This is a genomic window from Ancylobacter polymorphus (assembly GCF_030813495.1).
Lineage (GTDB): Bacteria > Pseudomonadota > Alphaproteobacteria > Rhizobiales > Xanthobacteraceae > Ancylobacter > Ancylobacter polymorphus.
On the sequence record NZ_JAUSUI010000007.1, the window covers coordinates 18,619 to 35,460 of the forward strand.

15 protein-coding genes are annotated in these 16,842 nt (G+C 69.2%); 10 read left to right on the top strand and 5 right to left on the bottom strand.

The window, feature by feature from the left end:
* Positions 1–2 precede the first annotated feature (2 nt).
* From J2S75_RS16540 to J2S75_RS16575, 8 genes are all read left to right on the top strand, one after another.
* On the top strand, positions 3–707 hold the full coding sequence (locus J2S75_RS16540) for a redoxin domain-containing protein (protein ID WP_307021369.1): 705 nt from the start codon (positions 3–5) through the stop codon (positions 705–707).
* Positions 704–1,834 carry a transglutaminase-like domain-containing protein gene (locus J2S75_RS16545; RefSeq protein ID WP_307021371.1) on the top strand — a complete coding sequence of 377 codons (1,131 nt, stop codon included), beginning with the start codon at positions 704–706 and terminating at the stop codon, positions 1,832–1,834. Before J2S75_RS16540 ends, J2S75_RS16545 begins: the two co-directional genes overlap by 4 nt.
* Before the next feature lie 151 nt (positions 1,835–1,985).
* The gene (selD, locus tag J2S75_RS16550) at positions 1,986–3,041 is read left to right on the top strand and encodes a selenide, water dikinase SelD (protein ID WP_307021372.1); all 1,056 of its coding nucleotides are present in this window, start codon (positions 1,986–1,988) and stop codon (positions 3,039–3,041) included.
* A 121-nt stretch (positions 3,042–3,162) separates the two neighbouring features.
* Positions 3,163–4,470: a nickel-dependent lactate racemase family protein gene (locus J2S75_RS16555; protein WP_307021374.1), complete on the top strand. Its 1,308-nt coding sequence runs from the start codon at positions 3,163–3,165 to the stop codon at positions 4,468–4,470.
* Positions 4,467–5,795: a nickel pincer cofactor biosynthesis protein LarC gene (gene larC, locus J2S75_RS16560; RefSeq protein ID WP_307021376.1), complete on the top strand. Its 1,329-nt coding sequence runs from the start codon at positions 4,467–4,469 to the stop codon at positions 5,793–5,795. Before J2S75_RS16555 ends, larC begins: the two co-directional genes overlap by 4 nt.
* Positions 5,788–6,591 (top strand): ATP-dependent sacrificial sulfur transferase LarE, encoded by an 804-nt coding sequence (gene larE, locus J2S75_RS16565; RefSeq protein WP_370874160.1) that lies wholly within the window; start codon positions 5,788–5,790, stop codon positions 6,589–6,591. The genes larC and larE overlap by 8 nt, the downstream gene beginning before the upstream one ends.
* A gap of 3 nt (positions 6,592–6,594) precedes the next feature.
* Entirely contained in the window at positions 6,595–7,254 is a 660-nt protein-coding gene (gene larB, locus J2S75_RS16570) for a nickel pincer cofactor biosynthesis protein LarB (protein WP_307021378.1), read from the top strand.
* Positions 7,254–8,285, top strand: a complete 1,032-nt coding sequence (locus J2S75_RS16575; RefSeq protein WP_307021380.1) for an SDR family oxidoreductase — start codon at positions 7,254–7,256, stop codon at positions 8,283–8,285. The genes larB and J2S75_RS16575 overlap by 1 nt, the downstream gene beginning before the upstream one ends.
* A gap of 144 nt (positions 8,286–8,429) precedes the next feature.
* Here the strand turns inward: J2S75_RS16575 and aguA are convergent, their stop codons facing one another.
* The 5 genes from aguA to acnA form a co-directional block, all read right to left on the bottom strand.
* Entirely contained in the window at positions 8,430–9,521 is a 1,092-nt protein-coding gene (aguA, locus tag J2S75_RS16580) for an agmatine deiminase (RefSeq protein ID WP_307021382.1), read from the bottom strand.
* A 4-nt stretch (positions 9,522–9,525) separates the two neighbouring features.
* Entirely contained in the window at positions 9,526–10,416 is an 891-nt protein-coding gene (gene aguB, locus J2S75_RS16585; protein WP_307021384.1) for an N-carbamoylputrescine amidase, read from the bottom strand.
* 29 nt (positions 10,417–10,445) lie between these two features.
* Complete coding sequence (locus J2S75_RS16590) at positions 10,446–10,787, bottom strand: DUF2794 domain-containing protein (RefSeq protein ID WP_244450180.1); 342 nt, start codon at positions 10,785–10,787, stop codon at positions 10,446–10,448.
* 437 nt (positions 10,788–11,224) lie between these two features.
* Complete coding sequence (locus J2S75_RS16595) at positions 11,225–12,043, bottom strand: DUF1223 domain-containing protein (protein WP_307021387.1); 819 nt, start codon at positions 12,041–12,043, stop codon at positions 11,225–11,227.
* A 278-nt stretch (positions 12,044–12,321) separates the two neighbouring features.
* A complete protein-coding gene (acnA, locus tag J2S75_RS16600) occupies positions 12,322–15,006 on the bottom strand; it encodes an aconitate hydratase AcnA (RefSeq protein WP_307021389.1) in 2,685 nt (894 codons plus the stop codon).
* A 220-nt stretch (positions 15,007–15,226) separates the two neighbouring features.
* Here acnA and ccmA point away from each other — a divergent pair, with 220 nt between their 5' ends.
* On the top strand, positions 15,227–15,865 hold the full coding sequence (ccmA, locus tag J2S75_RS16605; RefSeq protein ID WP_307021391.1) for a heme ABC exporter ATP-binding protein CcmA: 639 nt from the start codon (positions 15,227–15,229) through the stop codon (positions 15,863–15,865).
* Positions 15,862–16,533: a heme exporter protein CcmB gene (ccmB, locus tag J2S75_RS16610; protein ID WP_307021393.1), complete on the top strand. Its 672-nt coding sequence runs from the start codon at positions 15,862–15,864 to the stop codon at positions 16,531–16,533. Before ccmA ends, ccmB begins: the two co-directional genes overlap by 4 nt.
* The last annotated feature ends 309 nt before the right edge of the window (positions 16,534–16,842 follow it).

The window sequence follows — 16,842 nt, forward strand, 5'->3', positions numbered from 1 at the left end:
CCGTGCGATCCCGATATGTTGCGCTGCAACCAATTCGGGTTTCTTCCAAGGGCCGATTGACGATTTACCGCCCCCGGCGCAGCATTGTCGCTGTGCTCGCTTCTGCGGCTCCCGCGTGTCGGGGCGGAAAGAACCTCATCCTGCTGGCGGCTGTTGCTTCCCTTGCGTCATGGGCGCTGGCGGAAGGGCTGCCCGCTCATGCCGGCGCGCCGCTGTCACTGGGCGCAGCACCGCCGCCGCTGGAACTGCCCTCACTTGAACATGGGCCGCGGAGCCTCGCGGCGCTGCACGGGCGGCCCGTGCTGGTTCACTTCTTTGCGACGTGGTGCGCGCCCTGCCGCGACGAGATGGCGGGCCTTGCGCGGCTTGCCGACCGACGCGGGAAAGGCCCGCTCGTCCTTCTCGCCGTCGATGTGGGCGAGGTGCCGGTGCGGGTGCGGCGCTTCTTCGCCAGGCAGCCTGTGCCCTTCCCCGTGCTGCTGGACGAGGACCGCGCCGCGCTGAAGGCGTGGAAGGTCGCCGGCCTGCCCGCGACCTTCGTGCTCGACGCGTCGCACATGCTGCGCCTTTACGCCGACGGCCCGGTGGATTGGGACGACCCGGCCGCCGACCGCCTGCTCGACACGCTCGCCGACCCCGCCGCTGCGCCGGATGGCGCGCGGCTGCCCCCGCTTAACATGGATGAATCCCGGGAGAATGCGCCATGACCACTCGCCGTGACTTCCTCAAGACTGGCGTCGCCCTTGCCGCCATTGCCGCCGCCCCGCACGCCGCCCTCGCCCAGGCCGCCGGCCCGGCCGCCGCCGCTGCTTTTGCGCCAAAGCCGGGCAAATGGCGTGATTTCGAGGTGGTGACGGTGCTCGATGTGAAGCCGGTGGAAGGTAAGTCCGGCCCCGCCCAGGCTTGGGTGCCGCTGCCCTCCTACACCGCTTCCGACTGGATGAAGCCGGGGGACAGCACCTGGAAGACCAATGCCGTCACGGCGGAAGTGGTGAAGGACCCGCATTACGGCGCGCAGATGCTGCATCTGACCTGGGCGCCGGGCGAGGAAAAGCCCAGTGTCGAGATCACCTCGCGCTTTTCCACCCGTGACCGCGCCACCGATTTCGCTGCGCCCGGGAAGGTGGCGGCGCTGTCGAGCGAGGAGCGGGCGCTGTTCCTGGCAAGCACCGACCTCATCCCCACGGACGGCATCGTCAAGGCCACCGCCGACAAGATCACCGCCGGCAAGACCTCGGACCTTGAGAAGTCCCGCGCGATCTATGAATGGGTGGTGGAGAACACCTATCGCAACGCCGCGACGCGCGGCTGCGGCACGGGCGATGTCGCCTCGCTGCTGGCGAGCGGCAATCTCGGCGGCAAATGTGCCGATCTCAACGCGCTGTTCGTCGGGCTGAACCGTGCCGCCGGCATTCCCGCCCGCGATCTCTACGGCATCCGCGTGGCGCCCTCGGCCTTCGGCTATAAGAGCCTCGGCGCCAATTCGCCGACCATTTCCAAGGCGCAGCACTGCCGCGCCGAGGTGTGGCTGGAAGGATTCGGCTGGGTGCCGGCCGACCCCGCGGATGTGCGCAAGGTCGTGCTGGAGGAACCGCCGGGCAAGAACGCGCTCGACGACGCCAAGGTCGTGGCGGCGCGCAAGGCGCTGTTCGGCTCATGGGAGGGCAACTGGCTCGCCTATAATGACGGCCACGACATCGCCCTGCCGGGCTCCTCCGGGCCCAAGCTCGGCTTTCTTATGTACCCGCAGGCGGAAGTCGCCAGCCTGCGCCATGACTGTCTCGACCCCGACGCCTTCGCCTATGTGATCAAGGCGAGCGAAGTGGCGGCGTGAGGGCCTGCGTGCTTCGAGACGCGGGGCGCTGCCCCGCTCCTCAGCATGACGGGCGTCTGGGGCTGCCGTCATGCTGAGGCGCCCGGCAAAGCCGGGCCTCGAAGGACGCAGACGATTGCCGCGCCCGTGTGTGCCAAAAGGAAGACGTGCCATGCTCGACACCCCTGCCGCCCCGTTCCGCCTCACCAGCCTCGCCCATGGCGGGGGCTGCGGCTGCAAGCTGGCGCCCTCGGTGCTGCGCGAATTGCTGGCCGAACAGCCTTCCAGCGCCGGCTTCACCCGGCTGCTGGTCGGCACCGAGACCGGCGACGACGCGGCGGTCTACCAGCTCGACGACGACACCTGCCTGATCGCCACCACCGACTTCTTCATGCCGATGGTGGACGATCCCTTTGAGTTCGGCCGCATCGCCGCCGCCAATGCCATTTCCGATGTCTACGCCATGGGCGGCAGGCCGTTGCTGGCGCTGGCCATTCTCGGCATGCCGCTCGGAAAGCTGGAACCGGGCATGGTGCGGGAGATACTGAAAGGCGGGGCCTCCATCGCCGCCGAGGCGGGCATTCCGGTGGCGGGCGGCCATTCCATCGATGCGCCGGAGCCGATCTATGGGCTGGCGGTGATCGGCACGGCGCGGCCGGAGCAGATCCGCAAGAACAGCACCGCCTTCGCCGGCGACGCGCTGATCCTGACCAAGCCGCTGGGCGTCGGCATCTATTCCGCCGCCTTCAAGAAGGAGAAGCTCCCGCCCGCCGCCTATGACGAGATGATCGCCTCGATGACGACGCTGAACCGTGTCGGCACCGCATTGGGCCGGGACGCGGCTGTGCATGCGGTCACCGACGTGACCGGCTTCGGCATTCTCGGCCATGGGCTGGAAGTGGCGCGGGGCTCGGGGCTCGCCTTGGAGATCGAGGCGGCGGCGCTGCCCCTGCTTGGCGAGGCCCGCGCGCTGGCGCAGGCGGGGTTCGTCACCGGCGCCTCGCATCGCAACTGGGCGAGCTATGGCGAGGGGGTGCGCCTGCCCGACGGGCTGCCGGAGGCGGAGCGGCATTTGCTCACCGACCCGCAGACCTCGGGCGGGCTGCTGGTGGCGGTGGCGCCGGACGCAGTGGAGCGGGTGCTTTCCGAGATCCGCGCCGCCGGTTTCCCCCGTGCCGCCCGCATCGGCCGGGTGAGAGAGGGGGCGCCGGCTGTCATCGTGATCTGAGCCGCGCCTTCGGCTTCGTGACCCGCTTGCGGGTTTATGCGCGGGCGGCGGCGGGATATCCTCACCCGCGAGGCGGCCGGAAGGTGGATCTGTGGCCGCGCGTGGAGTTGAAGGATCGGCCATGTCTGACACGGGTCTCGAACTCGCCTTTGGGCGCGGCGCGCTGCACCTCACCCTTCCGCCGGGGGCGAAGCCGACCGTGCTGCGCAAGGCGACGCTGCCGAAGCTGCCGGACAATGCCGCAGCGATCCGCCATGCGCTCGACAACCCCATCGATTCGGCCCCGCTCGCCGCCCTCGCCAGCGGGCGCAAGAGCGCCTGCATCCTCATCTGCGACATCACCCGCCCGGTGCCGAACCGGCTGTTCCTGCGGCCGATGATCGAGACGCTGCTGGCGGCCGGCATCCCCGCCGACGGCATCACCGTGCTGGTGGCGACCGGCCTGCACCGGCCGAATGAGGGCGACGAGCTCGCCGAACTCGTCGGCGATCCCTGGGTGCTGGCGACGGTAAGGGTCGAGAATCACTTCGCCCGCGACGAGGCGGCCCATGTCGATCTCGGTCCCACTCCAACGCGCGGCACGCCTGTCTTTATCGACCGTCGCTTCGTGGACGCCGAACTGCGCATCGCCACCGGGCTGGTGGAGCCGCATTTCATGGCCGGCTGGTCCGGCGGGCGCAAGGTGGTGGCGCCGGGCGTCGCCGGGCACCAGACCATCCGCACCTTCCATTCCGCCCGCTTCATGGAAGACCCGCTGGCGGTGCAATGCAACCTCATTGGTAATCCACTGCATGAGGAGCAATTGGAGATCGTCCGCAAGCTCGGCGATGTCTATGCGCTGAACACGGTGCTGGACGAGGAACGCGACCTCGTCTTCGTCTCTTTCGGCGAGATCATCGCCAGCCATCTCGCGGCGGTGGATTTCGTCGAGGGCGCCACCATCATCGAGACGCCGCGCCGCTATGCCACGGTGGTGACATCTTCAGCCGGCTATCCCTTGGACAAGACCTATTATCAGACGGTGAAGGGCATGGTGACGCCGCTCGACATATTGGAGCCCGGCGGCACACTGATCATCGCCTCCGAATGTTCGGAGGGCTTTGGCAGTGAGGAATTCCGCGCCGCTCAGGCGCGGCTGGTAGAGCTCGGGCCCGAGCGCTTTCTCGCCACGCTGACCGCCAAGACGCTGGCCGATGTCGATGAGTGGCAGACCGAGATGCAGCTCAAGCCCATGCGCGTGGGCCGCATCCAGCTCTACACCACCGGGCTCACCGAAGAGGAGCGGCGCATCACCGCGGTGGAGATCGTGCCCGACCTCGATGCGGCGATCGCGGCGAGCCTGAAGCGTTCCGGCGACAGCGCGCTCGCGATCATTCCCGAGGGACCTTATGTGATTCCGGTGTGCCGGGAACAGCAGGCGGCGGCGTGACCTCAGGCGGCGTGAGACGCATCCATCTCGATGCGGTGGGTGGCGTCGCCGGCGACATGTTCGTCGCCGCGCTGCTGGATGCCTTCCCCGGTCTCGCCCCACGCGTGCTGGCGGATGCCCGCGCCGTGCTGCCGGAAGGGGTCGGGACGCCATTCCTGCGCGCGGGGCTGAGCGGGGGCCTCGCTGTGCGGCGCTTCGGGCTGGAAGGCGGGCATTCCCATTCCCATTCCCACACCCACAGCGCTCACCCTTCTTTAGCCCTCATGGCCGGGCTTGACCCGGCCACCCAGACTTCGCCTGCGGGTCTCGTGGAAGCGCTGGGTCCCCAGATCAAGCCCGGAGATGAGGGCGCGCGCGAAGGGGGTAAGCCGGCTCATCATCACTCCCACATCCACGGCGCCGGCACCTATCGCGACATGGTCGCGCGGATTGAGGCGGCGCGGCTGAGTGCGGGGACTTCCGTCCATGCGCTGGCGATCCTCGGCCTCATCGCGCAGGCCGAATCCGTCCTGCACCGCGTGCCGGTCGAGGAGGTGCATTTCCACGAAATCGCCGATTGGGATTCGCTACTCGATGTGGTCGCCGCCGGCAGCCTCGCGGCGGCGCTGGAAGGCGCGGCGTGGACCGTCTCACCATTGCCGCTCGGCGCCGGTCTGGTGAAAACGCAACACGGGCTGCTCCCGGTGCCGGCTCCGGCCACCGCCGCTCTCCTTGAAGGTTTCGACTGGCGCGACGATGGCGTCTCCGGCGAACGGGTGACTCCGACCGGCGCGGCGATCCTCAAGCATCTGGCGCGCTCAGATCCGCCCGCCGGCGGGCGGCTCGTCGCCTCCGGCACAGGGGCGGGCACGCGTGACCTGCCCGGCCTGCCCAATGTGCTGCGGGCACTGGTGTTCGAGCCGGTGGCGGACGAGACGGAGGTGGTCACCGTTCTGGAATGCGAGATCGACGACATGACCGGCGAGGAGATCGGCACGGCGATGGAGCTCCTGCGCGGTGAGCCGGGCGTGCTCGATGCCAGTTTCGGTCCGCGCTTCGGCAAGAAGGGGCGGCCCATGGTGGCGCTGCGGCTGCTGGTGCGGCCGGACAGCGCGGAGGCAGTGGCGCAGGCCTGCTTCGCCCAGACCTCGACGCTCGGCCTGCGGCGGCGCGAAGAGCGGCGGCTCGTCCTTCCCCGCGCGGCAGGAGAGGTGGCGGGCGTGGCGGTGAAGCGGGCAGAGCGGCCGGGCGGCGACACGGTGAAGGCGGAGAGCGACGCGCTCACCGGCGACACGCTGGCGGCGCGGCGGGCGCTAAAGCAGCGGGCGGAGCACGGCGATGAGTGACGCGGTGGCGATGCCGGCCGACCGGCTGGCGCGCGTGCTCGGCCGCTTCCCCGCTCTCGCGGTGGCGGTGAGCGGCGGGGTGGATTCGCTGACCCTGGCGAGCTTCGTGCATACCCATGGCCTGCCGCTCACCGTTATCCACGCCGTCTCCCCGGCGGTGCCGGCAGACGCGACGGCGCGGGTGCGGGCGATGGCGGCCGCGCAGGGCTGGGAGCTGATCGTTACCGGAACCGGCGAGTTTGACGATGCCCGCTACCGCGACAACCCGGTGGACCGCTGCTATTTCTGCAAGACCAATCTCTATGATCGCATTGCCGGTCTGACCGACCGGCCGATCGCGTCAGGCGCCAATCTCGACGATCTCGGCGATTATCGCCCCGGCCTGATTGCCGCCGCGGAGCGGCGCGTGGTGCACCCCCTCATCGAGGCCGGGCTGACCAAGGCCGATGTGCGCGCGCTCGCCCGTGACCTCGGCCTCGGCGCGGTGGCCGAACTGCCGGCGCAGCCCTGCCTCGCCAGCCGGGTCGAGACCGGGATCGCCATCGATGCGGACGACCTCGCCTTTGTCGAGCTGGCGGAGCGCCGGCTGGCCGCGCTTACCGGCGGCGGCACGCTGCGCTGCCGCATCACCCATCGGGGCGTCGCCGTGGAACTGGGCGAGGGAGCGAGGGGCCGGGAGCCCGCCGTCGACGCGCTGATGGCGGAGCTCTGCGCCGGGGCCGGGCGGATCTATGCCGGCAGCCGGCCCTATCGCCGGGGCGCCATGTTTGTCGGCGTGCCGGCCATGGGAGCCTGAGCGGTGGATTTCACTTTCGACTGGAGCCGCGCCGCGCGCACGGGTCTTCCCGAGGCGGTGCTGTGCAGCGCCAAGTCGTCGACTCAGCTCGCGGAAATCCTCGCCGCCGCCCGGGCGCGCGGCGCGCGGCTGCTGCTCACGAGGCTGGAGCCGGCGGCCTTCGCCGCGCTGGACGAGCCGGCCCGCACGGGGCTGGATTACGACCCGCTGTCCCGCACCGCCGTGCTGGGCGGGGAGGTCGCGCTGTCCGAGGCCCGCATCGCCGTCGTGGCGGCCGGCACGTCGGATCTGCCGGTCGCGCGCGAGGCGGTGCGGACCCTCGCCTTCAGCGGACAGGGCGCACGCCTCGTCGCCGATGTCGGCGTCGCCGGGCTCTGGCGGCTGATGGAGCGGATCGAGGATATCCGGGCCTGCCGGGTGGTGATCGCGGTGGCGGGGATGGAGGGGGCGCTGTTCTCCGTTCTCGGCGGGCTGGTGGCGGCGCCGGTGATCGCGGTGCCCACCTCCATTGGCTATGGCGTCGCCGAGGGTGGAAAGGCGGCGCTCACCTCGGCTCTGGCCAGCTGCGCGCCCGGCGTGGTGGCGGTGAACATCGACAATGGCTTCGGCGCGGCCTGCGCCGCGTTGAAGATGCTCGGCCCCGCTGCAATGGGGGAGGGCTGATGGCGCGTGTGCTCGTCACCGGCGGCTCCGGCTTTATCGCCGCCCATGTCATCCTCGCTTTGCTGCGCGAGGGGCACGAAGTGCGCGCCTCATTGCGCGCCATGGACCGGGAAAAGCCGGCCCGCGCCCAGCTGGCGGCGGGCGGCGCGCCGACGCCGGCGCCGCTGAGCTTTCACGCCGCCGATCTGCTCGCCGATGAAGGCTGGTCTACCGCGATGGAAGGCTGCGATTACGCGCTCCATGTCGCTTCTCCCGTCCCTGCGGGGATGGCAGCGGGGGATGAAGCGGCGCTGATCCGTGTCGCCCGCGAGGGGACGCTGCGGGTCCTGAGCGCGGCGCGGGCGGCCGGGGTGCGGCGGGTGGTCGTCACCTCCTCCTTCGCGGCGGTGGGCTATGGACGCGCGCCGCGCGCCGATTTCTATGACGAGCGCGACTGGACCGATGTCGACGGCGAAGGGGTCGACGCCTATACGCGTTCCAAGACGCTGGCCGAACGTGCGGCGTGGGACTTCATGGAGGGCGACGGCGCGGGCATGGAGCTTGCGACCGTCAATCCCGTGGTGGTGCTCGGCCCGGCGCTGGGACCGGACATGTCGGCCTCGCTTGATCTCGTCCGCGCGCTGCTCGACGGGGCGGTGCCGGCCTTGCCTCGGGTCTATCTCGGCCTGGTCGATGTACGCGATGTCGCCGACCTGCACGTGAAGGCGATGACCGCTCCGGAGGCGGCGGGCGAGCGCTTTCTGGCGACGACGGGCGCGGCGGTGTCACTCGCCGCCATCGCGCGCACGCTGCGCGACGGACTCGGCCCGGCGGCACGGCGGGTCCCGCGCTTTGAGCTGCCCGATCTCGCGGTGCGCCTCGCCGCGCTGGTGCTGCCGACAGCGCGGCTCGCCGTGCCGAGGCTCGGCATCCGCCGCAGCGCCACCTCCGTCAAGGCGCGGGAGACGCTCGGCTGGTCGCCGCGCCCGGCGGAGGAGGCGATTCTCGCGACCGCCGAAAGCCTGATCCGGCTGGGTCTGGTGAAACCCTGAGCGTCAGCCCAGCGTGCCCGCCCCCCCTCGCCGTCATCCCGGACGCTCCGCAGGACCGATCCGGGATCGTCGTCGGTATAGACGGGACGCGATCCCGGCTCTCGCGCTGCTCGGCCGGAATGACGGCGGGCGGTATGCTCTTGCTCAGCCCGGCGTGCCGAGCGGCTGCTGCTGGGTGATGCAGTGGATATTGCCGCCGCCGAGAATGATCTCGTGCGTGGGCACGCCCACCACCTCGCGCTCCGGGAACAGCCGGGCGAGGATGGCGCGAGCCTCCTCGTCCTTTGCCGGATCGAGCAGCGGCATCAGTACAAAACCGTTGCCGAGATAGAAATTGGCATAGGAGGCGCCAAGCCGCTCGCCGGGGCGGCGCGACATGGTGCCGGGCTCGGTGCCGAGGTCGAGCGCTTCCTCGCCCGTGCGGAACAGCGGGCCGGGCAGCGGCAGGGTGACAATCTCGAGCGCGCGGCCGCGCGCGTCGGTCATCGTCGACAGCCGCTCGCGTGCATCCTTGGAGATGGCGTATTGCGGGTCGAGCGGGTCGTCGCAGCCGGTGAGAGCCACCATGCCGGGGCGGACGAAGCAGGCGAGGTTGTCGATATGGCCCGAGGTTTCGTCATCGACGAGGCCGGCGCCAAGCCAGAGCACCTTGGAGACGCCGAGATAGTCCTTGAGATGCTGCTCGATCTCCTCACGCGTGAGGTCCGGGTTACGGTTCGGGTTGAGCAGGCATTCCTCGGTGGTCAGCACCGTGCCTTCGCCGTCGACATGGATCGAGCCGCCTTCGAGAACGAGCGGGGCGGCGTAGCGCGGCGCCCGCTCGATCTCCAGCATCTTGGCGGCGATCAGTTCGTCCTGGTCAAAGGGCGTGTAGAGCCCGCCCCAGGCGTTGAAACCCCAATCCACCCCGCGAAGCCGGCCGGCCGAATCGGTGAGGAAGGTGGCCCCGCTGTCGCGGCACCAGGAATCGTCCGAGGTCGCCTCCACCACCCGAACCGAGGGCGGCAGGGCGGCGCGGGCATGCCGCCACTGGCGCGGGCTCGCCAGCATGGTGACCGGCTCGAAACGGGCAATGGCGCTGGCGACGGCGACGAAGGCGGCCTGCGCCGGTTCGGCATCGGCGCGCCAATTGTCCGGCCGCTCCGGCCAGATCATCCAGCTGCCGGCATGCGGCTCCCATTCCGCCGGCATGCGGAAGCCGTCGGCGGCGGGCAAGGTGGTGAAGGTCTCGCTCATGCTCTCACCCGATCGCCCGCGTCGGCGCCCGCCCGTCGAGGGTCAGTACCGGAGCGTAAAGTTCCGGCCGGCGATCGCGGAACACGCCCCAGCTGTGGCGCTGGCGGGCGATGCCGTCGAGGTCGAAGGTGGCGGTGAGCACGGCCTCTTCTTCCCGCCCGGCTTCCGCGACCTTCTCGCCGGTCGGCCCGGCGATGAAAGAGGAGCCGTAGAAGGTGATGGAGGTACCGTTGCGGCCTTCCTCGCGGCCGATACGGTTGGAGGCGATAACCGGCATCAGATTGGCGCCGGCATGGCCCTGCATCACCCGCTGCCAGTGGCCGGCCGAATCGAGAGTGGCATCATGCGGCTCGGAGCCGATGGCGGTGGGGTAGAGCAGCACTTCGGCACCGAGCAGCGCCATGGTGCGCGCGCATTCCGGGAACCACTGGTCCCAGCAGATGCCGACGCCGACGCGGCCTACCGCCGTGTTCCAGACCCGGAAGCCGGTGTCGCCGGGCGAGAAATAGAACTTCTCGGTGTAGCCGGGTCCATCGGGGATATGGCTCTTGCGGTACAGGCCGAGCACCTCGCCGTCCGCATCCACCATGGCGAGGCTATTGAAGGCCGCCGGCCCGGCACGCTCGAAGAAGGAGACCGGCAGCACGACGCCCAGTTCCTTCGCCAGACGGGCGAAATGCGCCACCAGCCGATTGCCCTCGAAAGGCTTGGCGAGGTCGAGGAATTCGTGCAGCTGGTCCTGGCAGAAATAGGGGGTCTCGAACAGCTCCTGCAGCAGGATGAGCTTCGCGCCCCGCGCGGCGGCTTCGCGCACCAGGGCTTCGGCGCGGGCGATATTGCCCTCGATATCCCAGTCGCAGCGCATCTGGGTGGCGGCGACAGTCAGGCTGCGCATTTAGATCTCCGAATCGATGTGAAGGCCGGTCAGTTGACGGCGCGCAGCGGCTTTTCCAGCACCGCGATGACGCGCGCAAGCTCATGCCCGCGTTTGAGGATGAGGCCGGTTTGCGACACCACCGTGTAGGCGCCCTGTTTGCGGGCGAGGCGCGGGTCCTTTTCGATGCGGTAGATCGGCACCTCGGTGGCGCGGCGGAAAATGGAGAACACCGCCTTGTCGCGGGTGAAGTCGATGGCGTAGTCCCGCCATTCGCCCAGGGCGACCATGCGGCCGTAGAGATCGAGGATGCGGTCGAGTTCGCGCCGGTCGAAGGTGACGCGATCAACGCGCGCACCGGCCGGCAAGGCTATGGGCTCGATGTCCGCCACGCGGCGCCTCCGGCCTGTGCAGCCCGGCGTGAGCGGGCCTGTGGGCTGAACCGTGTCATGTCGCCGTCATGATCCACCGCCCGGCGCGCGGCTTCAAGTCCCCTGCTCGCACGCCCGGCGGAGCGGCCGCAGCGGAGGCGACGCCGGAACGAAAAAAGGGCCGGCGACATGGCCGGCCCTGAAGAGCAATTCGGGGATTGAACCTAGGTAGCGTCAGGCCGGCCCACAAACGCCGCGGGGGGCTGGGGGGCTGGGAAACCGATGCGCTCGCGAACCGGCCCAACGCTATGGTGCGAGGATGGCGGGCGCTCGGGGCATCGCAACGGCCGAATTCAGGCAGCCTTGTGTTTTCGGTTAACGAGGCCGTGATTCGGTTGTCCCGGTATCATCGAACGTCCAAGCTCCTCAAACGTCCAAGCGTCCCGAATCTCCACATGTCAGTCGAGCGGCTGCAGTGCCGCCCCGACCATGGTGCCGGGCTCAGTGGACGAACCCGTCTGGACGAACACCGCCACCGCGTCGATGCCATCGCCGGGCGCACGGTGGACCGGGGCCTGGAAACGGGCGGGCATCCCTTCCCAAGTGCCGAGCCGCACCCAGCCGCGCACCACATTGTGGTAGACGACGTGGGCGCCCTCATTCTCACCTCGGCCGATCTCGACCTCCATGCGGCTCGCCACCGGGCAGAGCCACACCTCGGCCTTGGCCGCCCCGGGCAGGGCGCCGATCTGAACCGTGACATTACCCGCAACGGACTCGACCGACACCGGCACGACGGGGGCGGAACTGGCGGCCAGCACGCGCTCCAGTGCCGCCCGGTCCGAGCCGATGGTCATGGCGCGGCCGTTCACCACCGCCTGGGGGGTGAACATCTTGCCGTCGCCGCGCATATGGGCATAGGCCTTCTGGCGCAGCGAATGCCCATGCTTGGCGAGCGTGTCCTTCCAGCCGAGATAGTCCCAGTAATCCACCGCCAGGGTGAGGGCGAGCACGTCGGAGCGGGCGGCGAGTTCACCCATCAGCTTGTCGGCCGGCGGGCAGGAGGAGCAGCCCTGGCTGGTGAACAGCTCGATCACCGCCTTCGGCGCGGTTATGGGCTTCACCGGCTCGGCCTTGACAGGCATGTCCTCGGCATGGGCCCCGGCAGGAGCGAACAGCACGCTCATCAGGGCGAGGGTGACGCCCGAAAACAGCGCACGGGTGAGAAGTGAGGCGCGGACGGGCGGGCCGAAAGCGGAAGCGGCGGTCAGGGACATGTCGGGCGCTTGTCCTTGGGCGCGGGGACTCAGGGCACGCAGCGGGCAGCCCGCCTAAAGGCCGCCCTCGCAGGGTTCGACGCGGGCCCGTGCCCGGATCGCCGGCGGGCCTGCGCCCAAGGCAATAGGACGGCACGGGGCGCGCCACCAGTCACATTCGGGTGTCGCCGTTGACGCCAGCGTGACGTGGCGGGGCGTTCTGGGCGGATGAAGCGGATACGACAAGGCCGGCACAGGAGGTGTCCCGTGCCGGCCAGTTGTCAAGACGCGCTGTCGGTTCAGGCGGCGAGATTGCGCAGCACGAAGGGCAGGATGCCGCCATTGCGGAAGTAATCCAGCTCGTCCAGCGTATCGATGCGGCAGGTGAGCGGGACGTTCTTGATCGTGCCGTCGGCGAAGAGGATCTCGGCGATCAGCGTCTGGCGCGGCTTGAGGTCACCCTCAATGCCCTTCAGCGTGACGATCTCGTCGCCCTTGATGCCGAGCGACTGCCAGGATTCGTCGTTCTGGAACACCAGCGGCACCACGCCCATGCCGACGAGGTTCGAACGGTGGATGCGCTCGAAGCTCTGGGCGATGACGGCGCGGACGCCGAGCAGCGCCGTGCCCTTGGCCGCCCAGTCGCGCGAGGAGCCGGTGCCATATTCCTTGCCCGCGAAGACCACGGTGGGCACGCCTTCCTGCCGGTAGAGCATGGCGGCGTCGTAGATCGGCATCTCGGTGCCATCCGGCCAGTGGCGGGTGAACCCGCCTTCCTTGCCGGCCAGCATCTGGTTCTTGATGCGGATATTGGCGAAGGTGCCGCGCATCATCACCTGATGGTTGCCGCGCCGCGTGCCGTACTGGTTGAAGTCGGCCGGGCGGACCTGATGGTCGCGCAGATAGGCCCCGGCCGGGCTCGCCTCCTTGATCGAACCGGCGGGCGAGATGTGGTCGGTGGTGATGGAATCGAGGAACAGCCCGATCACCCGTGCCTTGATGATGTCGGTGACCGGCTCCGGCTCCATCTTCATGCCCTCGAAATAGGGCGGGTTCTGCACATAGGTGGAGCGGTCGTCCCAGGCATAGGTCTCGCCCGCGGGAATGGCGATCTTCTGCCAGTTCTCGTCGCCCTTGAACACGTCGGAATACTTCTCCTGGAACATCTTCTTGGTGACGTTCTCGCGGATGAAGGTCGCGATCTCCTGGTTCGAGGGCCAGATGTCCTTGAGATAGACGGGCTGGCCGTCCGAACCCGTGCCGAGCGGCTCGGTGGCGAGGTCGATCTGCAGCGAGCCGGCAATGGCGTAGGCGACGACGAGCGGCGGGGAGGCGAGGTAGTTCGCCTTCACGTCGGGGTTCACGCGGCCTTCGAAATTGCGGTTGCCGGAAATGACGGCGCCGGCGATCAGGTCGTTCTTGTTGATCGCCTCGGAAATCGCCTCGGGCAGCGGGCCGGAATTGCCGATGCAGGTGGTGCAGCCGAAGCCGACCAGATTGAAGCCGAGCGCGTCGAGGTCGTCCTGCAGGCCGGCGGAGGCGAGATAGCCTTCCACCACCTGGCTGCCGGGGGCGAGCGAGGTCTTCACCCAGGGCTTGGACGTCAGCCCCTTCGCCACGGCGTTGCGGGCGAGCAGGCCGGCGGCGATGAGAACGCTGGGGTTGGAGGTGTTGGTGCAGGAGGTGATGGCGGCGATGGTCACGTCGCCATGGCCGAGATCATAGTCGGTGCCGGCGACCGGCACGCGCTTGCCCGTCTCGCCCGCCTTCTTGAACTCGCCTTCCAGCGCGGCGAGGAAGCCCTGCTTGGTGCCGGAGAGCAGCACGCGGTCCTGCGGGCGCTTCGGGCCGGCGAGCGAGGGCAGCACGGTGGAAATGTCGAGTTCGAGCACATCGGTGAACACCGGGTCGGCCGTGCCGGCGGTGCGCCACATACCCTGGGCCTTGGAATAGGCCTCGACCAGCGCGATGCGGTCATCGGTGCGGCCGGTCTCGTCGAGGTAGGCGATGGTTTCCGAATCGACGGGGAAGAAGCCGCAGGTCGCGCCATATTCCGGCGCCATGTTGCCTATTGTTGCGCGGTCGGCGAGCGAGAGGTGATCGAGGCCCGGGCCGAAGAACTCGACGAACTTGCCGACCACGCCCTTCTTGCGCAGCATCTGGGTGACGGTGAGCACGAGATCGGTGGCGGTGATGCCCTCTTTCATCTCGCCGGTGAGCTTGAAGCCGATCACCTCGGGAATCAGCATGGAGACCGGCTGGCCGAGCATGGCCGCCTCCGCCTCGATGCCACCCACGCCCCAGCCGAGCACGCCGAGGCCGTTGACCATGGTGGTGTGGCTGTCGGTGCCGACGCAGGTGTCGGGATAGGCGATCGTTTCGCCGTCCTCATCCTTCGTCCACACGGTCTGGGCGAGATATTCGAGGTTCACCTGGTGGCAGATGCCGGTGCCGGGCGGCACCACGCGGAAATTGTCGAAGGCCGACTGACCCCATTTCAGGAAGCGGTAGCGCTCCTGGTTCTGCTTGTATTCCTCTTCGACATTCTTGCCGAAGGCGGCGTTGTCGCCGAAGAAATTGACGATCACCGAATGGTCGATGACGAGGTCGACCGGCACCAGCGGGTTGATGCGCTTGGGGTCACCGCCCAGATGCACCATGGCGTCGCGCATGGCGGCGAGGTCAACGACGGCGGGAACGCCGGTGAAGTCCTGCATCAGCACGCGGGCGGGGCGGTAGGCGATCTCGTTCTCGACCTTGCCGCGATTGACCAGCCAGTCCTTGATGAAGACGATGTCCTTCTTCGAGACGGAGCGCCCGTCCTCGAAGCGCAGCAGGTTCTCCAGCAGCACCTTCATCGAGAAGGGCAGGGCCGAGACGCCGTCGAGGCCGTTCTTCTCCGCCTCCGGCAGGCTGTAATAGACGTAGGTCTTGGAACCGACGGTGAGAGTTTTCCGGCATTTGAAGCTGTCGAGCGACGTCACGGCTGGCAGATCCCCGCTAACAAAGTGACAGGATGCGCCGGGCCTTGGAAGGAAGTGGGCTCGCGGGCTATAGCTCAGCTCGCGCGGGCTTTGGCAGGGCGCCGGGCGCATCGTTCAGTTTTCTATATAGAGCCATTTCAAACTTCGATCCTAGAGGGCATGACGCGATGCATTGGAAATTTGTGCGGCGCGTCGGCAGCTTCCGGGCGCGGGGCCTCTGATGCGGCTCGTGGTGGCCGATCTCGCCTGCCGACGCGGCGTGCGCCTGCTGTTTCAGGGGCTGGGCTTCACCCTTGAGGCGGGACGGGCGCTCATCGTCACCGGGCCGAATGGCACCGGCAAATCCTCGCTTCTGCGCCTTCTCGCCGGACTGGCGCGGCCGGAGGCGGGCACACTGCGCCTCGACGGCGCGCCGGAGCCGGACGATTTCGCCGAGGAGACACATTATCTCGGTCATCTCGACGCGCATAAGCCGTCGCTCTCCGCGCAGGAAAACCTCGCCTTCTGGCGCGCCATGCTGGGCCGCCCGGCGCTCACCGTCGGGGCGGCGATGGAGGCGGTCGGGCTCGGCGGGCTGGAGCGTCTGCCGGTGGCGGTGCTCTCGGCCGGGCAGAAGCGCCGCTTGGCGCTGGCACGTCTCCTCGTGGCGCAGCGCCCGCTCTGGCTGCTGGACGAGCCGACAACGGCGCTGGACGTGTCCGCGCAGGCACGCTTCGGCGAGCTGGCGCGGGCGCATGTGGCGGCGGGCGGGTTGATCGTCGCCGCCACCCATGCCCCGCTCGATTTCGGGCCCAGCGACGCGCTCGACCTCGGGGCCTGGCGGCCGGCGCGGGCTCTCCTGACGGAGGAGGGGCTGTGAGACGGGCGTTCCTGGCGTTGCTCGCCCGCGACCTGCGGCTGGCCTTCCGCGCCGGCGGCGGGGCGGGGCTCGGCGTCGTTTTCTTCCTGGCGGTGGTTGTGGTGACGCCCTTCGCCATCGGGCCGGACCTCGCTCTGCTCGCCCGCATCGGCCCGGCGATTCTGTGGATCGGCGCGCTCCTCGCCTCGCTGATCGGCCTCGACCGCCTGTTCGCGGCGGATGCGGAAGATGGCGCGCTCGATGTGCTCGCCATGGCCCCGCTACCGCTGGAGCTGGTGGCCGCGGCCAAGGGGCTGGCGCACTGGATCGCCACCGGCCTGCCGCTGGTGCTGGCCGCGCCGGTGCTGGCGCTGCTGCTCAACCTTGCGCCCGCGTCGATCGGGGCGCTGACGCTGACCCTGCTGGTGGGCACGCCCGCCATCACCTTTCTCGGCCTGATCGGCGCCGCTTTCGCGGCCGTGTTCCGGCGCGGCGGGCTGCTGGTGGCGGTGCTGGTCATGCCGCTGACTATACCGGTGCTGATTTTCGCCGTCGCCGCGACGGCCACCGCGCTGGGCGGCACCGTGCCCTTCGGCACGCCGTTCCGCATCCTGCTCGGCCTGTCGCTCGCGGCGCTGGTGCTCGGGCCGGTGGCGGCGGCGGCGGCGCTGCGGGTGGCGCGCGACTGATCCCGCGTCGCCTGCTGACGGCTCGGCGCCGGGCTCTGGTATGCCAGACCCCGCGACATCCTCGCGCAGGGGTGGAAAAGCCGGCGCGCCAATGTCCGGGCGGCGCGGTGCAACAATGCGCCGCAGGGCCCGCAAAGCCTTGTGGCATCATGAGATGGTGCACTGGCGGGGAATCTCCGGCCGCTGCGTCAGTTGCCCCGGTTTTTCCCTCACGCGCTCGTGTTGCAGCATGCGGAGAGCCGTGTTAGGGAACCGCCGACTTCGCTGTCGGGTAAGGGAAACCCCTACGCCGCCTTGAGTTCACATCCT

Excerpts from the sequence above, each read along its gene's own strand:
- J2S75_RS16545 (WP_307021371.1), top strand. The coding sequence starts at position 704 with ATGACCACTCGCCGTGACTTCCTCAAGACTGGCGTCGCCCTTGCCGCC.
- selD (WP_307021372.1), top strand. The coding sequence starts at position 1,986 with ATGCTCGACACCCCTGCCGCCCCGTTCCGCCTCACCAGCCTCGCCCAT.
- J2S75_RS16555 (WP_307021374.1), top strand. The coding sequence starts at position 3,163 with ATGTCTGACACGGGTCTCGAACTCGCCTTTGGGCGCGGCGCGCTGCAC.
- larE (WP_370874160.1), top strand. The coding sequence starts at position 5,788 with ATGAGTGACGCGGTGGCGATGCCGGCCGACCGGCTGGCGCGCGTGCTC.
- J2S75_RS16575 (WP_307021380.1), top strand. The coding sequence starts at position 7,254 with ATGGCGCGTGTGCTCGTCACCGGCGGCTCCGGCTTTATCGCCGCCCAT.
- aguA (WP_307021382.1), bottom strand. The coding sequence starts at position 9,521 with ATGAGCGAGACCTTCACCACCTTGCCCGCCGCCGACGGCTTCCGCATG.
- aguB (WP_307021384.1), bottom strand. The coding sequence starts at position 10,416 with ATGCGCAGCCTGACTGTCGCCGCCACCCAGATGCGCTGCGACTGGGAT.
- J2S75_RS16595 (WP_307021387.1), bottom strand. The coding sequence starts at position 12,043 with ATGTCCCTGACCGCCGCTTCCGCTTTCGGCCCGCCCGTCCGCGCCTCA.
- ccmA (WP_307021391.1), top strand. The coding sequence starts at position 15,227 with ATGCGGCTCGTGGTGGCCGATCTCGCCTGCCGACGCGGCGTGCGCCTG.